The organism is Winogradskyella forsetii, assembly GCF_013394595.1.
Lineage (GTDB): Bacteria > Bacteroidota > Bacteroidia > Flavobacteriales > Flavobacteriaceae > Winogradskyella > Winogradskyella forsetii.
Window position 1 is genome coordinate 1,407,235 of the sequence record NZ_CP053348.1, and the last position, 21,238, is coordinate 1,428,472.

At 32.5% G+C, this 21,238-nt stretch carries 19 protein-coding genes; 9 read left to right on the forward strand and 10 right to left on the reverse strand.

Annotation, left to right across the window (positions count from 1 at the left end):
• Window positions 1-76: 76 nt before the first annotated feature.
• The 5 genes from HM987_RS06115 to HM987_RS06135 form a co-directional block, all read right to left on the reverse strand.
• Window positions 77-463 carry a hypothetical protein gene (locus HM987_RS06115; RefSeq protein ID WP_179006169.1) on the reverse strand — a complete coding sequence of 129 codons (387 nt, stop codon included), beginning with the start codon at window positions 461-463 and terminating at the stop codon, window positions 77-79.
• A gap of 110 nt (window positions 464-573) precedes the next feature.
• On the reverse strand, window positions 574-1,560 hold the full coding sequence (locus HM987_RS06120; RefSeq protein WP_179004830.1) for an ISAon1 family transposase: 987 nt from the start codon (window positions 1,558-1,560) through the stop codon (window positions 574-576).
• Entirely contained in the window at window positions 1,547-1,900 is a 354-nt protein-coding gene (locus HM987_RS06125; RefSeq protein ID WP_179004828.1) for an ISAon1 family transposase N-terminal region protein, read from the reverse strand. The genes HM987_RS06120 and HM987_RS06125 overlap by 14 nt, the downstream gene beginning before the upstream one ends.
• An 888-nt stretch (window positions 1,901-2,788) precedes the next feature.
• On the reverse strand, window positions 2,789-6,241 hold the full coding sequence (locus HM987_RS06130; RefSeq protein ID WP_179006170.1) for an SMEK domain-containing protein: 3,453 nt from the start codon (window positions 6,239-6,241) through the stop codon (window positions 2,789-2,791).
• 259 nt (window positions 6,242-6,500) lie between these two features.
• Window positions 6,501-8,312: a serine hydrolase gene (locus HM987_RS06135; protein WP_179006182.1), complete on the reverse strand. Its 1,812-nt coding sequence runs from the start codon at window positions 8,310-8,312 to the stop codon at window positions 6,501-6,503.
• Window positions 8,313-8,809: 497 nt separating this feature from the next.
• On the opposite strand from HM987_RS06135, the gene HM987_RS06140 reads away from it, so the two are divergent.
• The 8 genes from HM987_RS06140 (at window position 8,810) to HM987_RS06175 (ending at window position 14,310) form a co-directional block, all read left to right on the forward strand.
• Window positions 8,810-9,232 carry a DUF2141 domain-containing protein gene (locus HM987_RS06140; protein WP_179006183.1) on the forward strand — a complete coding sequence of 141 codons (423 nt, stop codon included), beginning with the start codon at window positions 8,810-8,812 and terminating at the stop codon, window positions 9,230-9,232.
• A gap of 15 nt (window positions 9,233-9,247) precedes the next feature.
• Entirely contained in the window at window positions 9,248-9,871 is a 624-nt protein-coding gene (locus tag HM987_RS06145; RefSeq protein ID WP_179006185.1) for a tetratricopeptide repeat protein, read from the forward strand.
• Window positions 9,872-9,959: 88 nt separating this feature from the next.
• Complete coding sequence (locus tag HM987_RS06150; RefSeq protein WP_179006187.1) at window positions 9,960-11,312, forward strand: histidine kinase; 1,353 nt, start codon at window positions 9,960-9,962, stop codon at window positions 11,310-11,312.
• An 86-nt stretch (window positions 11,313-11,398) separates the two neighbouring features.
• Window positions 11,399-11,719 (forward strand): 2TM domain-containing protein, encoded by a 321-nt coding sequence (locus HM987_RS06155; RefSeq protein WP_179006189.1) that lies wholly within the window; start codon window positions 11,399-11,401, stop codon window positions 11,717-11,719.
• A 12-nt stretch (window positions 11,720-11,731) separates the two neighbouring features.
• Window positions 11,732-12,070, forward strand: coding sequence for a 2TM domain-containing protein (locus HM987_RS06160; protein ID WP_179006191.1), 339 nt, complete (start codon window positions 11,732-11,734; stop codon window positions 12,068-12,070).
• Between the two features lie 135 nt (window positions 12,071-12,205).
• Window positions 12,206-12,520, forward strand: coding sequence for a 2TM domain-containing protein (locus HM987_RS06165; protein ID WP_179006193.1), 315 nt, complete (start codon window positions 12,206-12,208; stop codon window positions 12,518-12,520).
• Between the two features lie 32 nt (window positions 12,521-12,552).
• The gene (locus HM987_RS06170; RefSeq protein ID WP_179006196.1) at window positions 12,553-13,308 is read left to right on the forward strand and encodes a LytR/AlgR family response regulator transcription factor; all 756 of its coding nucleotides are present in this window, start codon (window positions 12,553-12,555) and stop codon (window positions 13,306-13,308) included.
• Between the two features lie 54 nt (window positions 13,309-13,362).
• Entirely contained in the window at window positions 13,363-14,310 is a 948-nt protein-coding gene (locus HM987_RS06175) for a Fic family protein (protein WP_179006198.1), read from the forward strand.
• A gap of 2 nt (window positions 14,311-14,312) precedes the next feature.
• Here the strand turns inward: HM987_RS06175 and HM987_RS06180 are convergent, their stop codons facing one another.
• Together HM987_RS06180 and HM987_RS06185 are read right to left on the reverse strand one after the other, a co-directional pair.
• On the reverse strand, window positions 14,313-15,488 hold the full coding sequence (locus HM987_RS06180; protein WP_179006200.1) for an LETM1-related biofilm-associated protein: 1,176 nt from the start codon (window positions 15,486-15,488) through the stop codon (window positions 14,313-14,315).
• A gap of 431 nt (window positions 15,489-15,919) precedes the next feature.
• On the reverse strand, window positions 15,920-16,402 hold the full coding sequence (locus HM987_RS06185) for an RNA polymerase sigma factor (RefSeq protein ID WP_179006202.1): 483 nt from the start codon (window positions 16,400-16,402) through the stop codon (window positions 15,920-15,922).
• A gap of 225 nt (window positions 16,403-16,627) precedes the next feature.
• On the opposite strand from HM987_RS06185, the gene HM987_RS06190 reads away from it, so the two are divergent.
• Window positions 16,628-18,775, forward strand: coding sequence for a S46 family peptidase (locus tag HM987_RS06190; RefSeq protein WP_179006204.1), 2,148 nt, complete (start codon window positions 16,628-16,630; stop codon window positions 18,773-18,775).
• A gap of 120 nt (window positions 18,776-18,895) precedes the next feature.
• On the opposite strand, the gene HM987_RS06195 is transcribed toward HM987_RS06190, so the two are convergent.
• The 3 genes from HM987_RS06195 to HM987_RS06205 all read right to left on the reverse strand — a co-directional run bounded on the left by HM987_RS06195 (window position 18,896) and on the right by HM987_RS06205 (window position 21,234).
• Entirely contained in the window at window positions 18,896-19,642 is a 747-nt protein-coding gene (locus HM987_RS06195; protein ID WP_179006206.1) for a hypothetical protein, read from the reverse strand.
• A 218-nt stretch (window positions 19,643-19,860) separates the two neighbouring features.
• The gene (locus HM987_RS06200) at window positions 19,861-20,514 is read right to left on the reverse strand and encodes a hypothetical protein (protein WP_179006208.1); all 654 of its coding nucleotides are present in this window, start codon (window positions 20,512-20,514) and stop codon (window positions 19,861-19,863) included.
• Window positions 20,515-20,670: 156 nt separating this feature from the next.
• Window positions 20,671-21,234, reverse strand: coding sequence for a DUF6705 family protein (locus HM987_RS06205; RefSeq protein WP_179006210.1), 564 nt, complete (start codon window positions 21,232-21,234; stop codon window positions 20,671-20,673).
• Window positions 21,235-21,238: the final 4 nt, after the last annotated feature.

Genomic DNA, 21,238 nt, shown 5'->3' on the forward strand with positions numbered 1-21,238 from the left:
GAAAATCCGCGAGGATTTTCGTAAGTAAGCCAGAACTAGCAATGAATTATACACGGTGTTGCCAGTAGTTTTTTATTCATAAGTGACTTAAATTCAATTCCATTTTATTGTTTATAGTGTCTACTTTGAAATAAAACGGTTCAGCTCTATTTATTTCGTTATTATTATGTTCAAAATCAAATCCGCTGTCATATTTTTTCCACGAACCTTTATCAGATTTCAATTCCGCGCTTTTGAGAATTTGCTCTAGAATATTTTTTTCATCAGATTCTTTATATTCAATTGTCAGTCCGACGGAATAATCAGAATCAAAAGCTCCTTCTGTATGTTCGATTAAATTTTCCAAAATCTCAAAGTCATTCGGAATGGTCAAATCAGTTTTTTCTCTGATAAGTGGCTCAATTCTTTCTGAAGCTAATTTTTCATCAGGTTTGTTCATCGTTCCAGCAAATAGGTAAGCCATAAATCCGAGAGCGAAAATTGGCGTTAATGCGGTTGATAATAATGCAAAACCAGTCTTTTTTTTGCCTTTTATTATCTGCCAAATAGAGGATCATGCCTAAATGTTGTGTGTTAGGCAAAAATTGTTGTTAATCTAAAGAGGAAGAATTCTATGTTTTTGACACCTCTAAACTGTGCTCTAAAGGCTTTAATTTTGGCATTGAAAGCTTCAGCGGATGCATTAGTACTTCTATTAATAAAATAATTGAGTATCGATCTATAGTTTAGGGTAATTGTATTTGCAATAGTATTGAAAGCCCTAAATCCTGTAGCCTCTACATCTTTATACCAGTGGGCGAGTTTAGTATAAGCTGTTTGTATAGAAGTAGCGGTATTAAATATATTCCTAAGTCCTTGTACCAGATTATAAGCTTTTTTAATATCCGGATATTGTTCAAATAAGATTTTAGCTCTAAGGTATTGGTTTTGAGTCCAGTTGTTAGGCGCTTTATAGAGCAGGTACCTACTTCTGGCAAGGAGTTGCTTTCTGGAGTCTCCATTATTAAATGTTTCAGAGATAAACTCTTTTTCGATAGTTTTAGCCTGTTTAATTTGGTCATTTTCCATATCTATAGCTTCCCAACGATGTTTTATTCTGATATCTTGCAAAGCTTCTAAAGCTAGTTTTTGTACATGAAAACGGTCGGTAACCTGTATAGCTTTGGGAAAACACTTTTTAGCAATGAACTTCATAGAGTTGGCCATATCCAAGGTGATCTCTTTAACCTTATCTCTTTTTGATTTAGGAATTTTAAGGAGTTGTTCTATAATAGGCTCCACCTTAGTTCCTGCCATAATAGCTACTATAGCTCCTTTCTTGCCTTTAGCTTTTTTATTGGTGATAATGGTATAGAGTTCACCTTTGGAGAGAGCTGTTTCATCAATGGATAAATACTTGCCCATGTTCTCAGGAAAGACGAGCCACTCTTTAGCATGTTTCTTGGCTTTCCAGTCTTTAAACTCACTAAGATAATCTCGATACTGCCGCCCGAGCTTCTTACCATTAACGCCATAAAAACGACCAATGGTATGACAGTCATTAGCCTTAGTACTGACCAAGTACTTTTAAAAAAGCAGCAAACTCTACGGTCATACGAGTTCCCTGTGCTACTAGATTCCAATCTCTTTGTACAACTTCTTTGCTGGGTTTATCGAGCCAACGCCGACGCTTTATATGCAAGAATACTTTTTTACCGCGCAAAGGAAAATCTTGAACGGTCACTTGTTTATGAAAACCGTGGGCTATAAGGGTACGGCTCTTTTCTTCTTTAGGCGTATCTTTTTTCTCTTCAAAATACAGATGGACAGTATCTTGTTCTATACTATGTCTAGTGATGTCAAAATGTGAAACTAGTAATTCTGGTAATAGTAACTTGAGCAGGTCTAGGGATAAATTCAATGTACGATCTTTTTTTGGGCAAAGATCAAATTATTTATCCAACTCACACACAACTTTTGAGATTGATCCCAAATAGATGAGATTAATAATATCAGAACAGAAAAAGCAAATAAATTAAACCCAAAATCAGTATTTGGTAAAATAATTCCTGTTATAAAAATAATGAAAGATATTCCGAAAAATAGTAGCGGAATCCACCATTTAATAACTAAATATTTCTTTAAAAGTTCTGTCATTCTCATATTACTGCCAACGATAGCAATATACGTAGTGGCCCCTTTTCATGCTGATAGTTTTTTGGGCCATTACGTATATTGCATGTTGTGGGTAGTTTTATTTTAATTTTAATTTTTCCTAAAATTAGGAATAAAACTGTTCATAGTTTGCCATAAGACAATAATTGGGTCGCTTTTGTACAAGCCTCGCGTTTCATATTGAGCCATACATTTGTGTATGATCAGTCTGAAACGCACCAAAAACCCCACTTGAAGTGTAAAAACGCAAACATTTACGCTCAAATATTTGACTTTCTCAAAAATTTTACCGTCCTTGTTCAAGTAGTTTTTAACGTTCCAACGTTTTGAGAGCGAGCTCTCAACGCTGAAAGCTAAACTACTTGGGCAATATCCGACAGAAATGGTCGAATAGTTGCCGGCTCCATTTTTACACTTCCAGTGGAGTCCGTTTCCCTATCCACAACACCGCTCAGGAAATCCTTGTACAAAACGTCATTAGCGATGGCAAATTACCTACAACGTGATTGTATATGATTAGTGGCGTGTTTAAGCACCTAATTTAGTAAATAAAAACTGAATAGAAAATCTGCGAAAATTTTCGTAAACAAGCTAAAACTAGCCATTAATTATATACGGTGTTGTAAGCTGGCTTTTATAATTCATTTAGTAAAAATTTCGATTTATTAGTGGCAATTATTTTTAAATCAGCGTGAACTTTTTTCTCTATTTTTTTATTCCCTTTGATTTGCTTTAGTTTCGTTGAAAATGTATTTCGAGCATTATAAATAAACTCGTCAACATAATTTCCGAACTCACACTTACTTAATTCAACCAAACCAGAAGTTGTTTTTTCAATGTTTTCATTTTTAATACCTTCTATAAATTTTGACTTATTAAGGTCTAAAAACTGTTGAATTTCTGTGTTGTATTTACTTTTTGTTTTAATTTCAATTTTTCTTAAAAACTGAAATAGCGATGATATAGTAAAGTTTTCTTTTGATTTAAGTTTTTTTAGAAAATCATTCTCAAAGTGTTTTAATGCTATTTCTGTATTTATTTTTAAGCAAAATTCAAAAGCTTTCAAGAAATCTCCAAAATTCAATTTATGATAATTGTATTGGTTATCTTTTTGAATTATTAAATATTCATCTAATAAGTTGTACCAAAATGAATTTGAATTAAAATTCTCATCAATATATGTCTTCGATTTAGCTCTAAATAAAACCTCTAATGATTGACTCATATTGAGTTCTTTATTGCATATTGATTGAACAAAAATATTCAAATCAGCTTTGTTCAATGCGTTTATTGTTTTTTCTTTATTGATAGCATTTAATACTCTAAATAAAGAATCCAATATTGTGAATTTAGACCGATTAAGAATTTTGTTTAATAATTCAGTTGAAATTTCATCATTAATCTTTGATTTTAATTCTGGAATATTGAGAACTTTTGGATTAGAATATAGAGTGTAATCATAGTCAGATTCTAATATTAGTTTTTTAATAGAAACCAAAAGTTTATTTTTAACACCTTCATTAATTCCAACTTCGTTTCTTTTTATAAGTTCAAATAGAATAAGTAAACTGCTAATATTCGTTTCAATTTTTAATAGGTTATAAACCACATTAGAGTCAAAAAATTTATTTACTAATTCATAAAATAAGTTTTCACTTGAAATAGTGATTTTTTTAAGTTCTAAAATGCTTGCTGAAATATTATTTATACTTTTTTCCTTTTCCAATATATTATAAAAAGTACCGTTCTGAAAACTTTCTGTCAATTCTGTTTCTACAAAATCAGGACTAATTGAAGACAAGTCTGATAAAATTTTTGAAAAGTCAGATAAATTTGTCGATGCTATTTTATTATCGAGCGTGAAATGCTTCATTAGGTCATTTGTTACGTCAGTTCCAATAGCTATGTCTATTTTTTTTAATTCTCTTAAGGATTTTGTGATTTGTACAGTTTTTAATTTTTGGCCTTTTAATGCCAATTCTTGAATATTAATTTTATTAATTACTCCAGTTAATAATTTTTTCGACAGAGGCGAAGTGTTAAGTTCTGACAATGAGTTAGTAATTCTTGAAAGTGTTGGTAATTTTTCAATCATTAATAACCATTCGGGAAAGTGGAATGAATTAAGTATTCTACTAACGGTATCGGGATAGGGTTTACTTGAACTAATTTTCATTGTTAAGTCCGAAATAGAATTAATTTTCTCTTTATGTTTTGAATTTAAATCAATAAATATGTTGCCCAATTCAATATTCAAAATTTTTGCTATTTGAATTAAATTGCTATATATGGAATAGTCTTTTGAAATAAATAATTCAAGCTTGTGTTTTGTGAAATAATTAATGAAGAGAGTATAATACTTTACTTGTAAATCATTATCGAGATTGTCAAAAGATAAGAAATAGGCTTTTTGCAATTCAAAAACCTCGTAATCTCTAATATTTCCAGAAAATTTATTTGATAAAAGCTTTAGTACGCTAACTTGATTTAATAAAGTACTAACTACTTTTAATTCCTTACCATAAGACAGTTTTATTATTATTTCTGTAATGTTTAATTCAGATTCTGTTTTAAAGTTTTTTATATACTTTTTTAAATATTTTAAAAGGTCTTCTATTTCTAAATCCCTTTCTTTTTTTAAGGATTGATAAATTAAGTTCGCATAATCTTTATGAGGAAAGTAATAATAGTCACTCGTATTGTAATTCAGAATAATTCCCTTCTCTTTTAGTAAATCAAATTCATCTTTTTTTCTTTTTATTCTTAAAAAAGAAATGTCATAACTGTATAAGTATGAATACAAAAACAAAAGTTTTTTGTCTAATTCTTTTAGTTTATGAGTTGTATAAAAATGTGAATATATCCTTTCATTATTTATTTTTTCAAATTTAATGTTACTACCTTTTTTAGTAGATGAAATCCAAGTTTCTAATGCAATATTTAGTTTTAATAAATTTCTGTCTGTATTATTTAAAACTGTTTGAAAATCTCCAACATACCAATTAAATTGAGGGAACTCATCTTTAAGAGATTTAACTCGATTATCAATAATTCCAGAAACTTTTTCTTCAAATATTTTATTTGGATTATATCTGAATTTTTCAATATCCTTAAAAATATTTCTAATCGAATTTTCATCTTCCTCTCTGTAAGAATTATGATATCTGGAAATATATAACCCTTTTAACCAAGGAAATCGTATGATTTTTTGCTGTACTTTATTAAAAAGTTTTATGTTATCGTGAACATTTTCGAGTAGTATAATTGTGTGATAAAATGATAGTTGATTAATCTCACTTAATACATTGTTATTATTTAAATCAGGGTCTGAAAGGTCTATGTAATATACTTTATAATATGGTTTAAGATTCTTTAATATTGCGTTTGCTAATGTTGATTTTCCACTACAAGGGTTGCCTAAAATGCAATATTCCTTGATTTTATCATTGTTAAATAGTTCCTGTATTTCTTGAATTTTATTTTTCTCAAATGCAGAGAAATATATTAAGCTTTCTGGTGTTGTATATTTTGAAATTTTTCTGTTGTAATAAGGTTCAAATATTTCTAAAGAATCTATTCCTTTAAAATCAGAGGATGTTTCTTGTTTAACAATTTCTGAAATCCGTATTTTTTTTTCGGGTGAAGGAAATCTATAAAAATCTCCAATAATGTTTTTTGTAGTTCTTATTTTAATTTTTATCCCAAATTCTTCAGAAAGCTCATTGACATCTATATTTTTTAGTGGTCTATTATCTTTTATAAAGAAACATATAATTCCCTCTATTTTTTTGTCAGAATGATGCTTTAGAACTTTTTTAATTGTTCCTTCAACTTTTTCTTTCTCTTTGCTTTGTATGGTGGTAATTTGAATTGCTATTTTTTGATTAGCTGAATACAAATCAATTCCTGCAGAATTCGATTCTAAATAATTAAGATTTACTAAATCGCTCCAACCATAAATTAACTTGAACAGACGACAGAAGAAGTCTTCGGCATTAATTTTCTCATTATGTTTATTGAAAATACCTTCATCATATATTTTTTCAGTATATCTTAATAGGTCATTTTCAATTGAGCTCTTAATCATTCTTTTAAGTTAGTCGGTTTCTTCAGCTTGCTTACAACACCCATATAACGTTACTTAAGCCATAAAAGTAACGTTATTTCGCTTAAGTCTATACTTCTGGGTAGTCGGTAATAAAGTTAGTCATATTTAATAACTTGTCAAGTGGTCTCCTAATTTTTTGGACATCTTTGCCATAAATCATACTTTTATCTACCACAAAAAAGTTTTAAATAAATGCATTTTTAATTTTAAGACGCAATGTTCTAAAGCTTCTGGTTTTTTAATCCTCATTCTTTCGCTTAGCCACAAACGTCCCATTAGGCTGAATAAATTTCACTTCGTTGATGCTTTTATCATCAGCTTCAATAAACTCAACCTTAAAACCTTCTAAAGTTTTAAAATTAAACTTGTGCGTTGCTGTGGGCACTAAGGCATATTCTGGTTGGCCTGGCACAAATACATAAAGTACATTTTCATCCTTAATATAGGCTTTTATTTCCTGTCCCATCAAATCAAATTTCCCGACGTACTGCTCCAAGGTTTTGGCATCAACATCTATGGTGTTTGGCGTCCGTTTAAAGGCGATAGGATCTAATAGGCCTTCAATTTCAATATGGCCATAATCTATATCACCTGCGGTGTTGGTACTAAAATTTATTTTTATGGAACTTCCTATGGCTGTGGTATCTACTTTACCGTTTTTCACATCGATAAATTCAAACGTATCGTAATGAAAGTGGTTTAAGTATTGTCTGTCTTCGTTAAGTTCAGAAAATAGGGAATCGTTTTCCATTACAATTTCAAATTTCCCATAGCCTTTATTTTCATAGGCACCTGTATAATCAATTTTGGTATGTGACGGTTTGGTGTTTTTTACATTGGAAATTCCCATATCGTCTTTGGCTTCTTCTAATGCTTCCAAAGCTTTTTCCGTATCTTCCTTATGCTTTTTGGCCCATTCGGTTTTATTCACTTTCAGCATATAATCGGCTGCAATATTCCTGATAAGTCTTGGTACTTGGGAACCATTTTGGTTGGCCAAGACCACAATACCCAAACTATCGGATGGGTATAAGGCCACACTTGCCGAAAAGCCATCGATATTACCACCATGTTCTACCATATAATGTCCTTTGTAAGAATGCAAAAACCAACCGTAACCGTAATTGGCGAATTGTGCTTCTGGTAATTCCTTTGAAGGCAATCCGGCTGCGACAACCATTTGCGAGCTCATAGCTTCTTTTACATAGTTTTCAGGAATAATTTGCTCATCTTTATATTTTCCGTCATTAATCCAAGTCATCAACCATTTGCTCATATCATTGACAGAACTATTGATACTTCCTGCTGGAGACATACCGGCAATATCATAATAATCCATTTTTTCAATGTTTCTATCTTTATCTAGCTGGTAACCTAATGAGGCATTGGAGCTGGATTTCATGGCTTCAATAGTGGTGTTGGAGCGCTCCATTCCCAATGGTTCAAAGAATTCGTTTTCAATGTTTTCTTCCCAGGTTTTTCCCGTGATTCTTTCAGTAATAACGCCTTGTAATAAAAATCCAAAATTATTATAATACCATTGTTGGCGTACGCCTGTAAAAGGTTCGTGATACTTTATTTTGGCGATCAAACTATCCTTGTTGTGACTCGGGAAAAAGTACCAAGAACCATCATGTCTTGGCAAACCTGTGCTGTGTCTCATAAGATCTTTAATGGTGATTTGGTTATTCATATCATTATTAAAAAACTCGAGTTCCTTAATGTGTTTTCTTGGACTATCATCAAACGATAATTTATCATCCTCGCGATGCAATCCTAATAGTGCAGATGTAAATGCTTTGGTAGAAGAGCCAATAGCAAAAAGCGTGTTGGCATTTGCTGGTACTTTGTTTTCGTAATCGGCATATCCAAAACCTTTAGCATAGATAATTTTGTCGCCTTCTACAATAGCCACGGCAAAACCAGGTGCTTTCGTACTTTCTAATACGGAATTGAATTGCTTTTCAATACCTTTTAATCGTTTGTCGGTTTGTGCAAATGCTAAGGTTGACAGCAACGTTAACGCAATAATAAATTTAAGGTGCTTCATTTTGATTGGCTTTTATGGGTTAAAAAAATTGAATTGTAAACGATTAGTAGAGAAACGGCTTACTAAGTTACTGTTTTTTGCGGATTTTTTTTTGTCACGAATACACGAATTATATGTCGTTAGGTTAAATAAATATATATGGAATGAGAATTTATTTTTTTAACAGACTTTCATTCTGTTTCATTTGTGAAATGGATAGTCCAGATTTACTCCAGTATTTATGAGAACAAGTAAATTAGTGTATTCGTGGCGAAATTGATACTGGTTAAAGCGAAATGCATTAATATAATTATTCCAACCAGGAAATTGAAACCAATTAATTACCACGAATTCATTTCACATAGGAAACTTGAAATTTAAAACACTATTGTTTTGTACATGTATTTAGAGAAATTTCAATAAATTACAATTCGTCATTAAAAACATACATTTCGGTAATTTCAATTTTACAAAGCTGCATTTGTATTCGATATTTGTATCAAACAAAACCATCAACCATGAATTTACTCGTAAAAACTGCTATTATCTGTTTGATTAGCTTCTTAAGTTTTCAAACACAAGCTCAAGAGACATTTACAATGACCGTAAAAGTTGAAGAAGCCGATAACAACGACGGTCACATCTTTGTAGCACTTTATGATTCCGAATCAGGATTTTTAAGTCAACCTTTTAAAGCGTCAAAAAGCACTATAAAAAATAAAGCTTGTACCATTAGTTTTGAGAATATTCCAGCAGGCACTTATGCCGTTTCGATTTTTCATGATGAAAATGATAATGGTAAACTTGATACGGCTATGTTCGGAATTCCAAAAGAAGATTACGGTTGTTCTAATGGAGCCACGGGTTTTATGGGGCCACCAGAATGGGACGACGCTAAATTTGAACTAAAAGAAAATAAATCTATAACAATATCACTTTAATTAAAAACCATCACTATGAGACATCTAATTATTATCGCTTTTCTGGTAATTTCAGGAATTACACAAGCACAAACTAATTTTGAAAAAGGAATGACCAAGGCTTTCGAACTTTGGCAAAATGGTAAAACTGATGAAGCCGAAAACATGTTTGAGCGCATTGCCAAAGCTGAACCAAAAGAATGGTTGCCTAATTATTATATCGCGCAGATTAACAGTTTAAAAAGTTGGTCAGAAAAAGACGCAACGGTGTTGAAAGCACAACTAGATAAAGCACAAGAACATTTGGATGCTGCGATGCTAAAAAGTGAGAATAACGCCGAATTGCTAGTGATGCAAGCACAAGTTTTAACCAATTGGGTCGCTTTTGATGGCATGACCTACGGCATCAAATATGGTGCAAAGGTAGCTGAGTTGTATGAAAAAGCAACAACATTGGATCCAACAAATCCGAGAGCGGCTTTAGGTAAAGCAGAATGGGACATGGGGAGCGCTAAGTATTTCGGAAAGGATACAGCACCATTTTGTAAGGACATAGAAGCGTCCATTGAACTTTTTGATACCTTTAAGCCAGAGAGTGCGTTGCATCCAAATTGGGGAAAGGAACGTGCAGAACAAGTTGCTAAAGACTGCAAGTCTTAATAGATATTGAAGTTAAAAAAGGAATAGGGGAACGAATGAAGCTGTAGCTTTCGCTGGCTATGGTAACGAAACACAATAACTATAACCCATGAAAAAGTCATTAAAAAGAATCTTTATAACCTTCGGTATTGGAACCGCTGTATTTTTAGTAGGACATCTGTTTTTCGAAGGTTTTGAATTCAAATCAGTAAATGACTTTTTGATTGACTTTGGGTTTTATCAACTTTATGCCTTTGTTTTAGGTTACAGTAATATGGCGTTTTTCTATTATATGGAAAAGCGAAATTGGAAAACTGGAGATACCATAAAACGTGTGATCATCGGAATCATAGGAGCTACAACAATTACGTTAATTGGACTTTTTCTTTTAAGGGTTTTCACGGCTATTGTTATTTATGATATAGAATTTGAAAGGTTTATAGCTGGGGAATCTTGGAGAGGTTATTCCTTTGGGCTATGGATAACACTGAGTATTATAACTGTTTTCCATATTATATATTTCTACAATCGTTACCAAAAGAATAAGATAAAAGAGCAGAAAGTCATTGCTGGTACAGCTAGTGCAAAGTTCGACGCTTTAAAAAACCAATTGGACCCGCACTTTTTGTTCAACAGTTTAAATGTACTGACGAGCTTAATTGAGGAAAATCCAGAAAATGCGCAAAAATTCACGACTTCACTATCTAAAGTCTATCGGTATGTTTTAGAACAGAAAAGTAAAGAATTGGTAACGGTAGATGAGGAGTTGAATTTCGCCAGAACCTACATGTTGCTCTTGAAAATGCGATTTGAGGATAGTATTATTTTCGAAATTCCGGATAAGGCTTCAAATCCTGAAAGTAAGGTGGTGCCATTATCATTGCAATTGCTACTAGAAAATGCCGTAAAGCACAATATGGTGACAACGAGCAAACCATTGCACGTTAAAATATATGAGGATGGTGATTACTTAGTTGTAATGAACAATCTTCAACCCAAACAAATTGTAAAGAAGAGTAGTGGTGTTGGATTAGAAAATATTAAACAGCGGTACCAACTGCTTTCAAATAGAAAAGTACACATCAATCAACGAGAAAAGGATTTTGCGGTTGCGATTCCTATGCTCACAAAACAAGTATCAATCATGAGAACCACACAAAAATCACAAGCACGTCTTAACGACGACTATGTAAGAGCTCGCAAACGCGTAGAAGAATTGAAAGGCTTTTATTATAGTTTGATTTCCTACTGTTTAGTAATGCCATTTCTAGTTTTTATATGGTATCAGTTTTCTAGCTTTACCATACAATGGTTTTGGTTTCCTATGATAGGTTGGGGACTGAGTCTGGTTTTTCAGGGTTACAGGGTTTTTGTGGATGATGGTGCCTTAGGTGCTGGTTGGGAAAAACGAAAAATTGAAGAATACATGAAGAAGGAAAATCAAAAAGAACGCTGGAATTAATCCCTTCCTAGCCTTGCCTTAGGGAAGGAACTCATACTCAAATTGATTGCCGATGAGTTAATTGATTTGATTTAAAACAGATGAACATGAAAACACAAGATTCTAATTTAAAATTTATAAAAGCACGACATAAGGTTGAAAAGTTAAAGGCTTTTTATATTCATTTAACGGTTTATATAGTTATAAACACTGTGATTACAGCCGTTAAGATCATGAATAATATCAATAACGGAGAAACGTTTAATGAAGCATTTTTTGATTTTGCAACTGTAATCACATGGATGATTTGGGGTATTGCAATTGCTTTACATGCATTTTCAGTATTTGGACTTCCAATGATTTTAGGAGAGGACTGGGAAGAGCGAAAAATTGAGAAGTACATGGAAGATGAATTACAAAACGATTAAAAAAATAGTCTAATGGAAAAATATAGTATAGAACCATACGATGAGCATAAAGGCTCAAATGATTTTAGAAAGGAAGAAGCTTATTTAAGAGCCAAGAAAAAAGTAGATGCTATTGTTGGGTTTTACTGGCATTTAGCGGTCTATGTGGTTGTGAATTTATTCTTAATCATACTTATTGGCGTTAATGCTGGTTTTACAGGTTTTGGGCCTTATGCCACAGCCGTTTTTTGGGGTATAGGATTGGTATTTCATTTTTTAGGGGTTTTTGGCCCAAATTTCCTTTTTGGGAAAGATTGGGAAAACAAAAAAATAAACGAGTATATGGAGAAAGAAAAGGAACGCTGGGAATGATTTTAGTTTTCGGTCTCAGCCTGCCCTTACCGAAAAGACACGTTAGGGCGGGTCACAGTCTTAGCAAAAATTTTAAAGTAAAAAGTAAAAAGTGTTCCTTTTAAAGTGAATTCGTAAAATAAAATAATTTTAAAAATGACTGATGAAGAAAGACAGCGTTTTGAAAACGCAAAAAAGAAAGTAAGGCGACTAAGGCTTTTTTATATTCATTTAGCTGCATATTTTGTTTTTGTAACGCTTCTGTTGTATAATTTGTATATTGTTTCCGGACCTTATAAGAATAACATTATAAGTCTTAACCTGAGTATTATTGGTGTTTGGACGGTAATCATAATTGTACACGGCTTCAAGATTTTTAATGAAAAGCGAATGTTCAAAAAAAGTTGGGAGGATAAAAAAGTAGAGAAATTTTTAAAAGAGAAAGATGAAAAGACCACCTTTTGGGAATAAAATAGTAATCAGAAATAAGTAATCATATAATAATGAACATTATAATAATAGAAGACGAAAAACCATCCGCAAGACGCCTACAACGTATGCTACAAGCTATGGATATGAAGGCTGATACCATGTTGCACTCGGTTGAAGAATCGATAGAATGGTTTCAAAACAACGAGCATCCAGATTTGATTTTTTTGGATATTCAGTTAAGTGATGGACTATCTTTTGAAATCTTTGAAGCGATTGATATTAAATCTGCCGTAATCTTTACAACCGCTTATGATGAGTATGCTTTGCAGGCCTTCAAACTTAATAGTATTGATTATTTATTAAAACCGATTGATGAAGATGACTTAAAAACCGCTGTTGAAAAATTTAAAGGTCGTACACCACAAAACCAATCGGTAACCTTAGATTTTAATGATATTAAGAACCTCTTGGTCAACCCGATTGAACGTGAGTATAAAAAACGTTTTTCCGTAAAAGTCGGGCACCATTTGAAGCTTATTAATATTGAAGATATTGAATGTATCTACAGTGAAAATAAAGGCACCTATGCCTTTACCAATGAGGGACGGAATTATTTATTGGATGCGACTTTGGATCAATTAGAGGAGGAACTAGAACCAGACGTATTCTTCCGGATTAGTAGAAAATTCTATGTAAATATCAATGCCATAAAAGATATCGTAAGCTATACCAACTCCAGACTCGAGATAAAACTGAACCGTTTCAACGAGCAACAAATTATTGTCGCCAGAGAACGTGTAAAGGATTTTAAGAATTGGTTAGAGTGAATATCGGATAGGTTTAAATATTGAATTAACCGTTAAAAGTTGTATCTTTGTGGAATGTGGCAAATAGATGTAACATATAGAAACGAGTTAGATCAAACATTTGTTCGGTTATTGGACAAGGTCAAGGTCTTAAATGCTGATAGACCCTTGCCAAATATTGTTTTGCAAAATATTAAGGAAGCTTTTCTTGTAGAATGGACTTACCATAGTAATAGTATAGAGGGTAATACGCTTAGTCTAAGAGAAACCCAAATGGTGTTGCAAGAAGGCATTACCATAAAAGGGAAATCGCTTAGAGAGCATTTTGAAGCTAAAAACCACGAAACTGCTATCCATAAACTTTATACGTTAGTAGATGAAAATTATATCTTAAATGCTAAGGATATCTTAGAGCTTCATGGTTTAGTATTGCGTTCTATAGAAGATGAGTATGCAGGTCGTTTAAGAAATGCTGGTGTTCGTATTTCAGGTGCCAATTTTGTCCCGCCAAATGCTAGTAAGGTATCGGAGTATTTGGATAGTTTAATAACTTATGTAAATACCAATCCGCAAGGGTTAAATCCAATAGAGCTCGCTACTGTTTTTCATCATAAGTTTGTCTGGATTCATCCATTTTTTGATGGCAATGGTCGTACCATTCGTCTTGTAATGAATTTATTATTGATGCGTTCTGGTTTTCCACCAGCTATAATCCTTACTAATGATAGGCTTAAGTATTATTCGGCATTAAACCTGGCCAATAATGGTAACTACGCTAAACTTATGTTGCTAATGAGTCAGGCTGCAGAGCGTACCTTAAATATTTATCTAAGTGCCATTCCTGGATCCGATAAAGACTATCAGGTAATTTCTGACATCGTTAAAGAACCAGAGGTTCCTTACGGTCAAGAATATGTTAGTTTATTGGCTCGTCAGGGCAAAATAGATGCTCATAAAGAAGGTCGCAACTGGTTTACGACTAAAGAGGCCGTTTTAGAGTATATGGAAGATAAGAAAAAGTAATATTACTTTTTATCTTCTATTCTGTTTTCATCAAAAGCCGAAGGCAATAATTTAGGAATAAACTTCACAAATAATGGTAAAAGCAGCATACCACCTGGCAACATGAAAATTGCCAAACTTGGAATGGATTTAAAAATATCCATTAATTGCGATTGAATTTTCTTTTGTTCTTCATCTGTAAGAGTTCGTGTTGTGGATTGTGCCAAAAGGTACATCGCTTCTTTACTTTCCGATAACTCTTTAATGAGACGTTTACTGTTTCTTGTAATCAGTTTAGAAACGATTTTACTGCTGTTGTCATAAAAACTCTGTGCTAAATTTTTAGAACTTAAAAAGGCAACGTCATCTTTATGGTCGTCATAAAATAAATTGATGTCATTAACGGATTGCGCAACGATTTCACTATTAAGGTTCAAATCATCTTTTAAGCGGATTAAGAATTCGCGTTCTTCCATATCAATGACCTTATCCGTCCAAGACGCCATGCAAACCAAATCTATAACATACAATTTCTCTAAAGGCTCATGGATAAAAGATACCGCTTTCTCGTAGGTTGGCAATTCCGAATTTTTATGTCTTATAGAGCTCTCAAACAATTTGATGAGGTTTTCATCGTATTCTGATTTTTCGGATTTATGATCTATCACAGAGAAAACTATGGTTTCTAGGGCAGATTCAAGATTCGTAACATAAGATTTAATACCTTTTTTATTTTTCAGAAAACGATGATATCCTAATATATCAACAAACAAAAGGGCATTGATTAAAAAATAATTGAAACTTTTGGAAATGAAGTTGTCGTCAATGTGAATACGTTTGTGGACTACTTGTTCCAATAAGTAATCCGTTTTATTGTTACCAAATAGCTCTTCAAAAAACGAACGCTTTTGGTCGCTGATCGTTTTATAATACAGTATTAAACTTTCTATAAAACCGTTATCTGGATTTTCCTTAACATGTATGAAGTAAAAAGAAAGGAGCAAATTGATTTTGCAACGTTCTTCTTCGGTAAAATCATAAGGCCTAACAATATCTAAAACAACTTTAATATTGCTTCCATAAATAAATCCAGCTTGTTTTAAGCGATTGTAAAATTCGTTGTTATCCGTCTCTGAATATTTGGTTTCAGAAACTTGGTTAAGCAATTTTTTTATCCAGCCATGAGCTGATGGATTCATAGGGTTTGGTTTGAAGCTACAAAGTTAATTTTTTATGGCGAAAAATCAGGAAATAATTGCGTTAACAAAGTTTTAACAAAACCGACCTTGTCATTTTTTCGTAAAAGGTATAGAGACATTAATGAATAAATACATTTCTGTAAAGTATTATACAATTATAAAAACTTTCAGCACTTGATTTGTGGGGAAGCAGATTAAGTTTAGTTGATTGGTGACTAGCAAGAAAGATTGATCTCTGATTAAGATTGATCGTATCATGAGTTGTTCATGGTGTTTTTTTGAGTTTTTTTGTTAGGGAAAGCACCTGCTCGAATGAGTGGGTGTTTTTTTATTTAAAATATAATTAATATGTGTTTGTAATTTGTGCGAAGTATAATCAGAGTCTACAAAACCATAAATTGTAAGTCCTTGATGCCATTTCTGCTTCTGGTTTATGCATTGCGTATAGGCTTGTCTAGATGATCTGAAACTTCTTTTTGGGTAAAACCCTTTATAAAAAGTAATTCAATAATCGTACATCTTTTTGAAGATAATGTTGGCAGAAGTTTCCTAATTCCAATAGGATCTGAGCTTTCGTTAAGGTTATCTGGACTTGAAAAACTATTTTTAGAAGAGTCTATATTGAGATTCATTTTAGATTGCTTAAATGAATTTGATCTTATTTTATCCATGGCAGTATTCCGTGCCATTTTGAGAATCCAAGTAAAAAAACGTCCTTTTTCAATTGAATAGGACGACGCATTTTTCCATGCTTCAATAAAAGTCTCTTGTGTTAGTTCGTCTGCAAGAGACTTATTTTTCACAATATTGAAAATTACACCATGTATACTTTCTGAGTACATTTCATATAATTTTTCAAAAGCATTTTCATCTTTATCTTGAAATTGCTCAACTATTTCATTGAGGTTTTGCATGGTCCATCTTATAGAGTTTAAAAATAGCTGAGATGCCTGTTTTAACCTTGCTCAATTGAATGAGAGGTTAGCTCTTATAGGTATCACATAGTTATCACACTTGTGCTGAATACGTTACTTTTTATTTCAAGCTAGCGAAGTAATTGAATTAAACCTTTTTCTTCACCATTTCTGAAAAGCGTATAAATTTCAGTATTTTTATAGCTAAAATCAAAACAACAAAACATGAAGAAAATATTCCTTACAATTATTGCTTTTATAATTTCATTTTCGTCAGTAATGGCAAATGAAGGTATGTGGTTTTTAATGCATATTGAGCGTTTAAATTATCGCGATATGCAAAAAATGGGCTTACAACTAACGCCCGAAGAAATCTACAGTGTTAACAATCAGAGTCTAAAAGATGCCATTGTACAATTTAATGGTGGTTGTACCGCAAGTATTGTTTCAGATAGCGGTTTGGTATTAACCAACCATCACTGCGGTTACGATGCCATTGCCGAATTATCTACAGCGGAACAAAATCATTTAAAAAACGGATTTTGGGCAGGTTCAATGGCAGAAGAAATGAAACCTGAAAGCCTATATGTTCGCTTTTTTGTCCGTATGGACGACGTTTCTGAACGGATGTTGGCACAAGTTAACGATAGCATGAGCGAAAAAGAACGGGAAGCGGCACTTAACAAAGAAATCGCTAAAATAGAACAAGAAAATAACGAAGGTGGAAAATACACGGTTTCCGTACGTTCATTTTACCAAGGCAATGAGTTTTACTATTTTGTTTACGAAGATTATACGGATGTTCGCTTAGTGGGGACACCTCCAGAAAACGTTGGTAAATATGGTGGAGACACAGACAACTGGGAATGGCCAAGACATACTGGTGATTTTTCATTGTTCAGGGTTTATGCAGATGAAGACGGTCAACCTGCAGAATATGCCGAAGACAATGTACCATTAAAAGCTAAATATCATTTACCAGTTAATATTGATGGTGTAAAGGAAAACGACTTTGCCATGATCTTAGGATATCCTGGTCGTACTAACCGTTGGATGCCAGCATCTGGAGTTGAGCAAAATGTGAACTATGCCTATCCTGCTTGGGTCGAAGGCTCAAAGTTAAGTATGGACGTCATGAAAAAATATATGGACGAAGATGAATCCATAAATCTTATGTATGCATCAACGTATGCAGGAATTGCCAACTACTGGAAAAATAGGGCAGGAATGATTAAAGCATTAACCGAGCATGAAACCGTAGAAAAAAAGCGTAAGACCGAAGCGAAATTTGAAAAGTGGGCAAATAAGAAAGCTAACAAAGCTAAATACGGTAAAGTCATTGAAAACATCAATAACTATTATGAACTTACTAATGAAAAATCAAAGCAAGGCAACTATCTATTGGGCTTGTTGCGCTCTAGTAAATTTGCTGTGCTACCATATAGAGTGGGATCGGGACTAAAACAATATGCAGGCGCTAGTGAAGCAGAACGCAAAAATCTAAAACCACGATTAGAAGCTTTTATAGAAGATTCCTATAAGAATTTTCACTTGCCATTGGAAAAAGAAGTTTTAGCGAAACAACTAGGTTTATTAGCGTCCAAATCTAATTATTCATTACCAGAGATTGTGGCGGAAATAGGCGCTAAAAACGATAATGATTTTTCAACGTATACCAATGCGATTTTTAATTTGAGTCTATTTAGTTCTAAAGAAGGCGCACTGGCATTTTTGAATTATCCTGATGAAGCGCTTTTAGAAAATGATCCTATGTTTAAATTATCGAATCAGTTATTGGATAAGTATAGAGAAAACCCTGAGGAATTAGTTCAACCAGAAAATGATTTTGAAGCGTCCTACAGATTGTTAGTTCAGGGCTTACGTGAATCTGGATTAAGCGATATCCAATATCCAGACGCCAACTCTACCTTAAGATTATCTTATGGAAAAGTGAGAGCTTTACCAAAAGATATGAGAAATGATGCCGACCAAAATAATTACACCACATTGAAAGGTATGATTAAAAAGTATAAGCCAAATGATAGCGAATTTGATTTGGATCAGCGTATGCTTGATATTTACGAGAAGAAAGATTACGGTCGTTATGCCAATGAACGTGGACAATTACCTGTGAATTTTTTAACCGACAATGATATTACTGGCGGAAATTCTGGTTCGCCTGTAATCAATGGAAATGGCGAATTGATTGGCTTGGCTTTTGATGGAAACATTGAAGCTATGGCAGGAGATGTTATTTTTGATAAAGATTTACAACGTACCATCAACGTCGATATTAGATATGTCCTTTGGTTGATAGATAAATACTCTAACGCCAAGCATATTGTGGATGAATTGACGATTGTTACGAAGTAGAAATAAGTAAGAATTCTAAAACATAAAAAAGCGGCCTAAATTGCAGGTCGCTTTTTTTTATGGAATTTGTTAAGGATGAGTTTATTTGTTTCAGCGAAGTACTTTTTTGGAAAAGGTTATTTATTCATAATCAAATTGTCGGGTGTAAATTAGCGTTTTATCGTCTTCAATTTGGTAAACTCTATTTTCAGAATCAAATACATAACTATATTCATAAAACCTTAATGGTTGGGAGTAATCGCCTCCATCAAAAGGATAGGCTTTTTCTGTTGCGAAAATATTTTTAAAATAGGGTTTATAGTCCATTCTTAAAATACCAATAGATTTGATTAAATTCAATGGGTTTCTTTTAGTTGAATCATAATTTAGATATTCTACATAAATTTCAGTCTCGTTTTCAATAGAAACTATATTTTGGTTTGATGAGTCATAATTGAAGTTTTTCGTTCGAATATTATCTGTAGAAAATCCTACCTTATGGTCGGTTAATATTTCTCCACTAAAATTAAATTCAGATATTTTTTGATTCTGAATATTATAAACTTCGGCATTGTTATTTGTCCAAATTACATTAAAAAAAACTTCTCCATCTCTAATTTCTTTAAGAACACGTCCATTGTTGTCATACTCAAATGTGCTGAAATGACTATGCTGCGGATTACTAATATTTGTATAATTTTCGGAAATTACTTTTCCTTGTTCGTCGAAAGAATATTCCTGAATGTAAACAATTTCGTCTGGATAATTTGTCAATTTGACTGTATATTTAAGAGAAGTTACGAAGTCTTCAGTGGTTGTTTCATCGCCATCATCAGAGCTACATCCTAAAATTAGAAATCCGAAAAAAAGTAAGGTTAAATTTTTCATAGTATTTGGTGAAAATATTTAGTTTGGTCTCTGAGTATATGTAGTTAAAATTAAAGTAGTAAATATAAATTGAACCCGCAATAAATATCGGGTAATCGACAATTTTAAGAATTAAAACCAATTATTATATGATACAGGAATACAAGTATGGAAGTGAAAAATTAATGGATTTTACTTGTTTTTTACCACAGTACTTTGTTGTGTGTAGTTGTTTTCATTCAATTAGTTTTCTTTCCCATTTCGTATTTTCCAGTTTCAGCTAATTTTCCGTCATCGCTCCAAAGTTCATATTTGCCATGATGGATTTCTCCAACTTCCTCGTCAAATACATTGCCCAAATCTGTGTTGAAAATTTCGTAACTTTCTTTGATTCGTTCACATTCTTCGTCGTAGAATATTTCCAATTTGATTATTCCACCGTTTGAAAAGTGTATTTTGTTAAAGTCAAATTTGAATATACCATTTGCTTTTGTTTTCGTACCGGTTTTATAATCCTCGTGAAATCGGATAATAATATTCACTCTTTGGTATTGATTACTGTCTTGAAATTTCTCATTATCATTAAACTTGCTTTTCAAAAGAGTATTCTCCGAGTCCAAATAATTTCCGTTGTCAATGACGTAATTTAAACTGTTGTTTTCATTGTAAACCTCAGTATAATATGCTATTCCATTTTTAATTCTATTTTTATAAGTCAATTTTGAATTTTGGTCATAATAGATTGAATTTCCATTAAAAGGTTCCCAACTGTTTTTGCTGAATAATACATTTTTAGTTTCCACAAGATTTGGCTCATCGATATATTCCGAATTATCCTGTGCAAAAAGACTGAACGTTTGTATCAAAAATAGAATTATTAATGTTTCTCTCATTTTATTTTGCAATTACACACAACGGATCCGTATATGAGAAGTAGCAGGTTAAAATGTAGTTACTTTTTAAGTTATAAACAAAGATAGCAGAAAAGAACAAAACTAATGTCTAGCTCTTAACTGCTATTTCTTATATACATTGTTGTGGTTAGTTTTTTATTCCTCTTTTGTCAACGTTATGTTCGTTGGCAGTTGAAACTCTAAATTGTTAGGTGGTGGGTCATTCGGTGTTCTAATACCACTTGTACCAATTGGGTCTTGTAAACTTATTGTTGCCGTACCATCATCGTTTATAATAAATGTTCCTTGTTTGTATTTCTCGCTTATAATGTCTGATATTTGAATAAAAAATGTATTCTCTGATTCATATCCAACATATACTTTTGGTCTGTTTTGAATTAGATTTGGGATTTCTATAACTTCGGCAATTATATTTCCATCTTCAATATATTTATATTTTCCATGAATAACATCTTTAAAAAATGTTGAACCTTCAAAACCTGGGCTCTGTTCAAATTCCTGTAAAGTAATTTCAAAAGAAGAATTTCCACTTTCCCATCTCCAAACCCCAACGACTTGGTCGTGAATATTTTCTATATCTTTTATGTAGAAATTATTTTCAGTAATTTGTTCTCTTGGTGTACCTAATGGGTAAATTGTTTGCGCTTTACAACTGTAAAACGTTATTAATGTTATGAGTACTAATACTATATTTTTCATAATC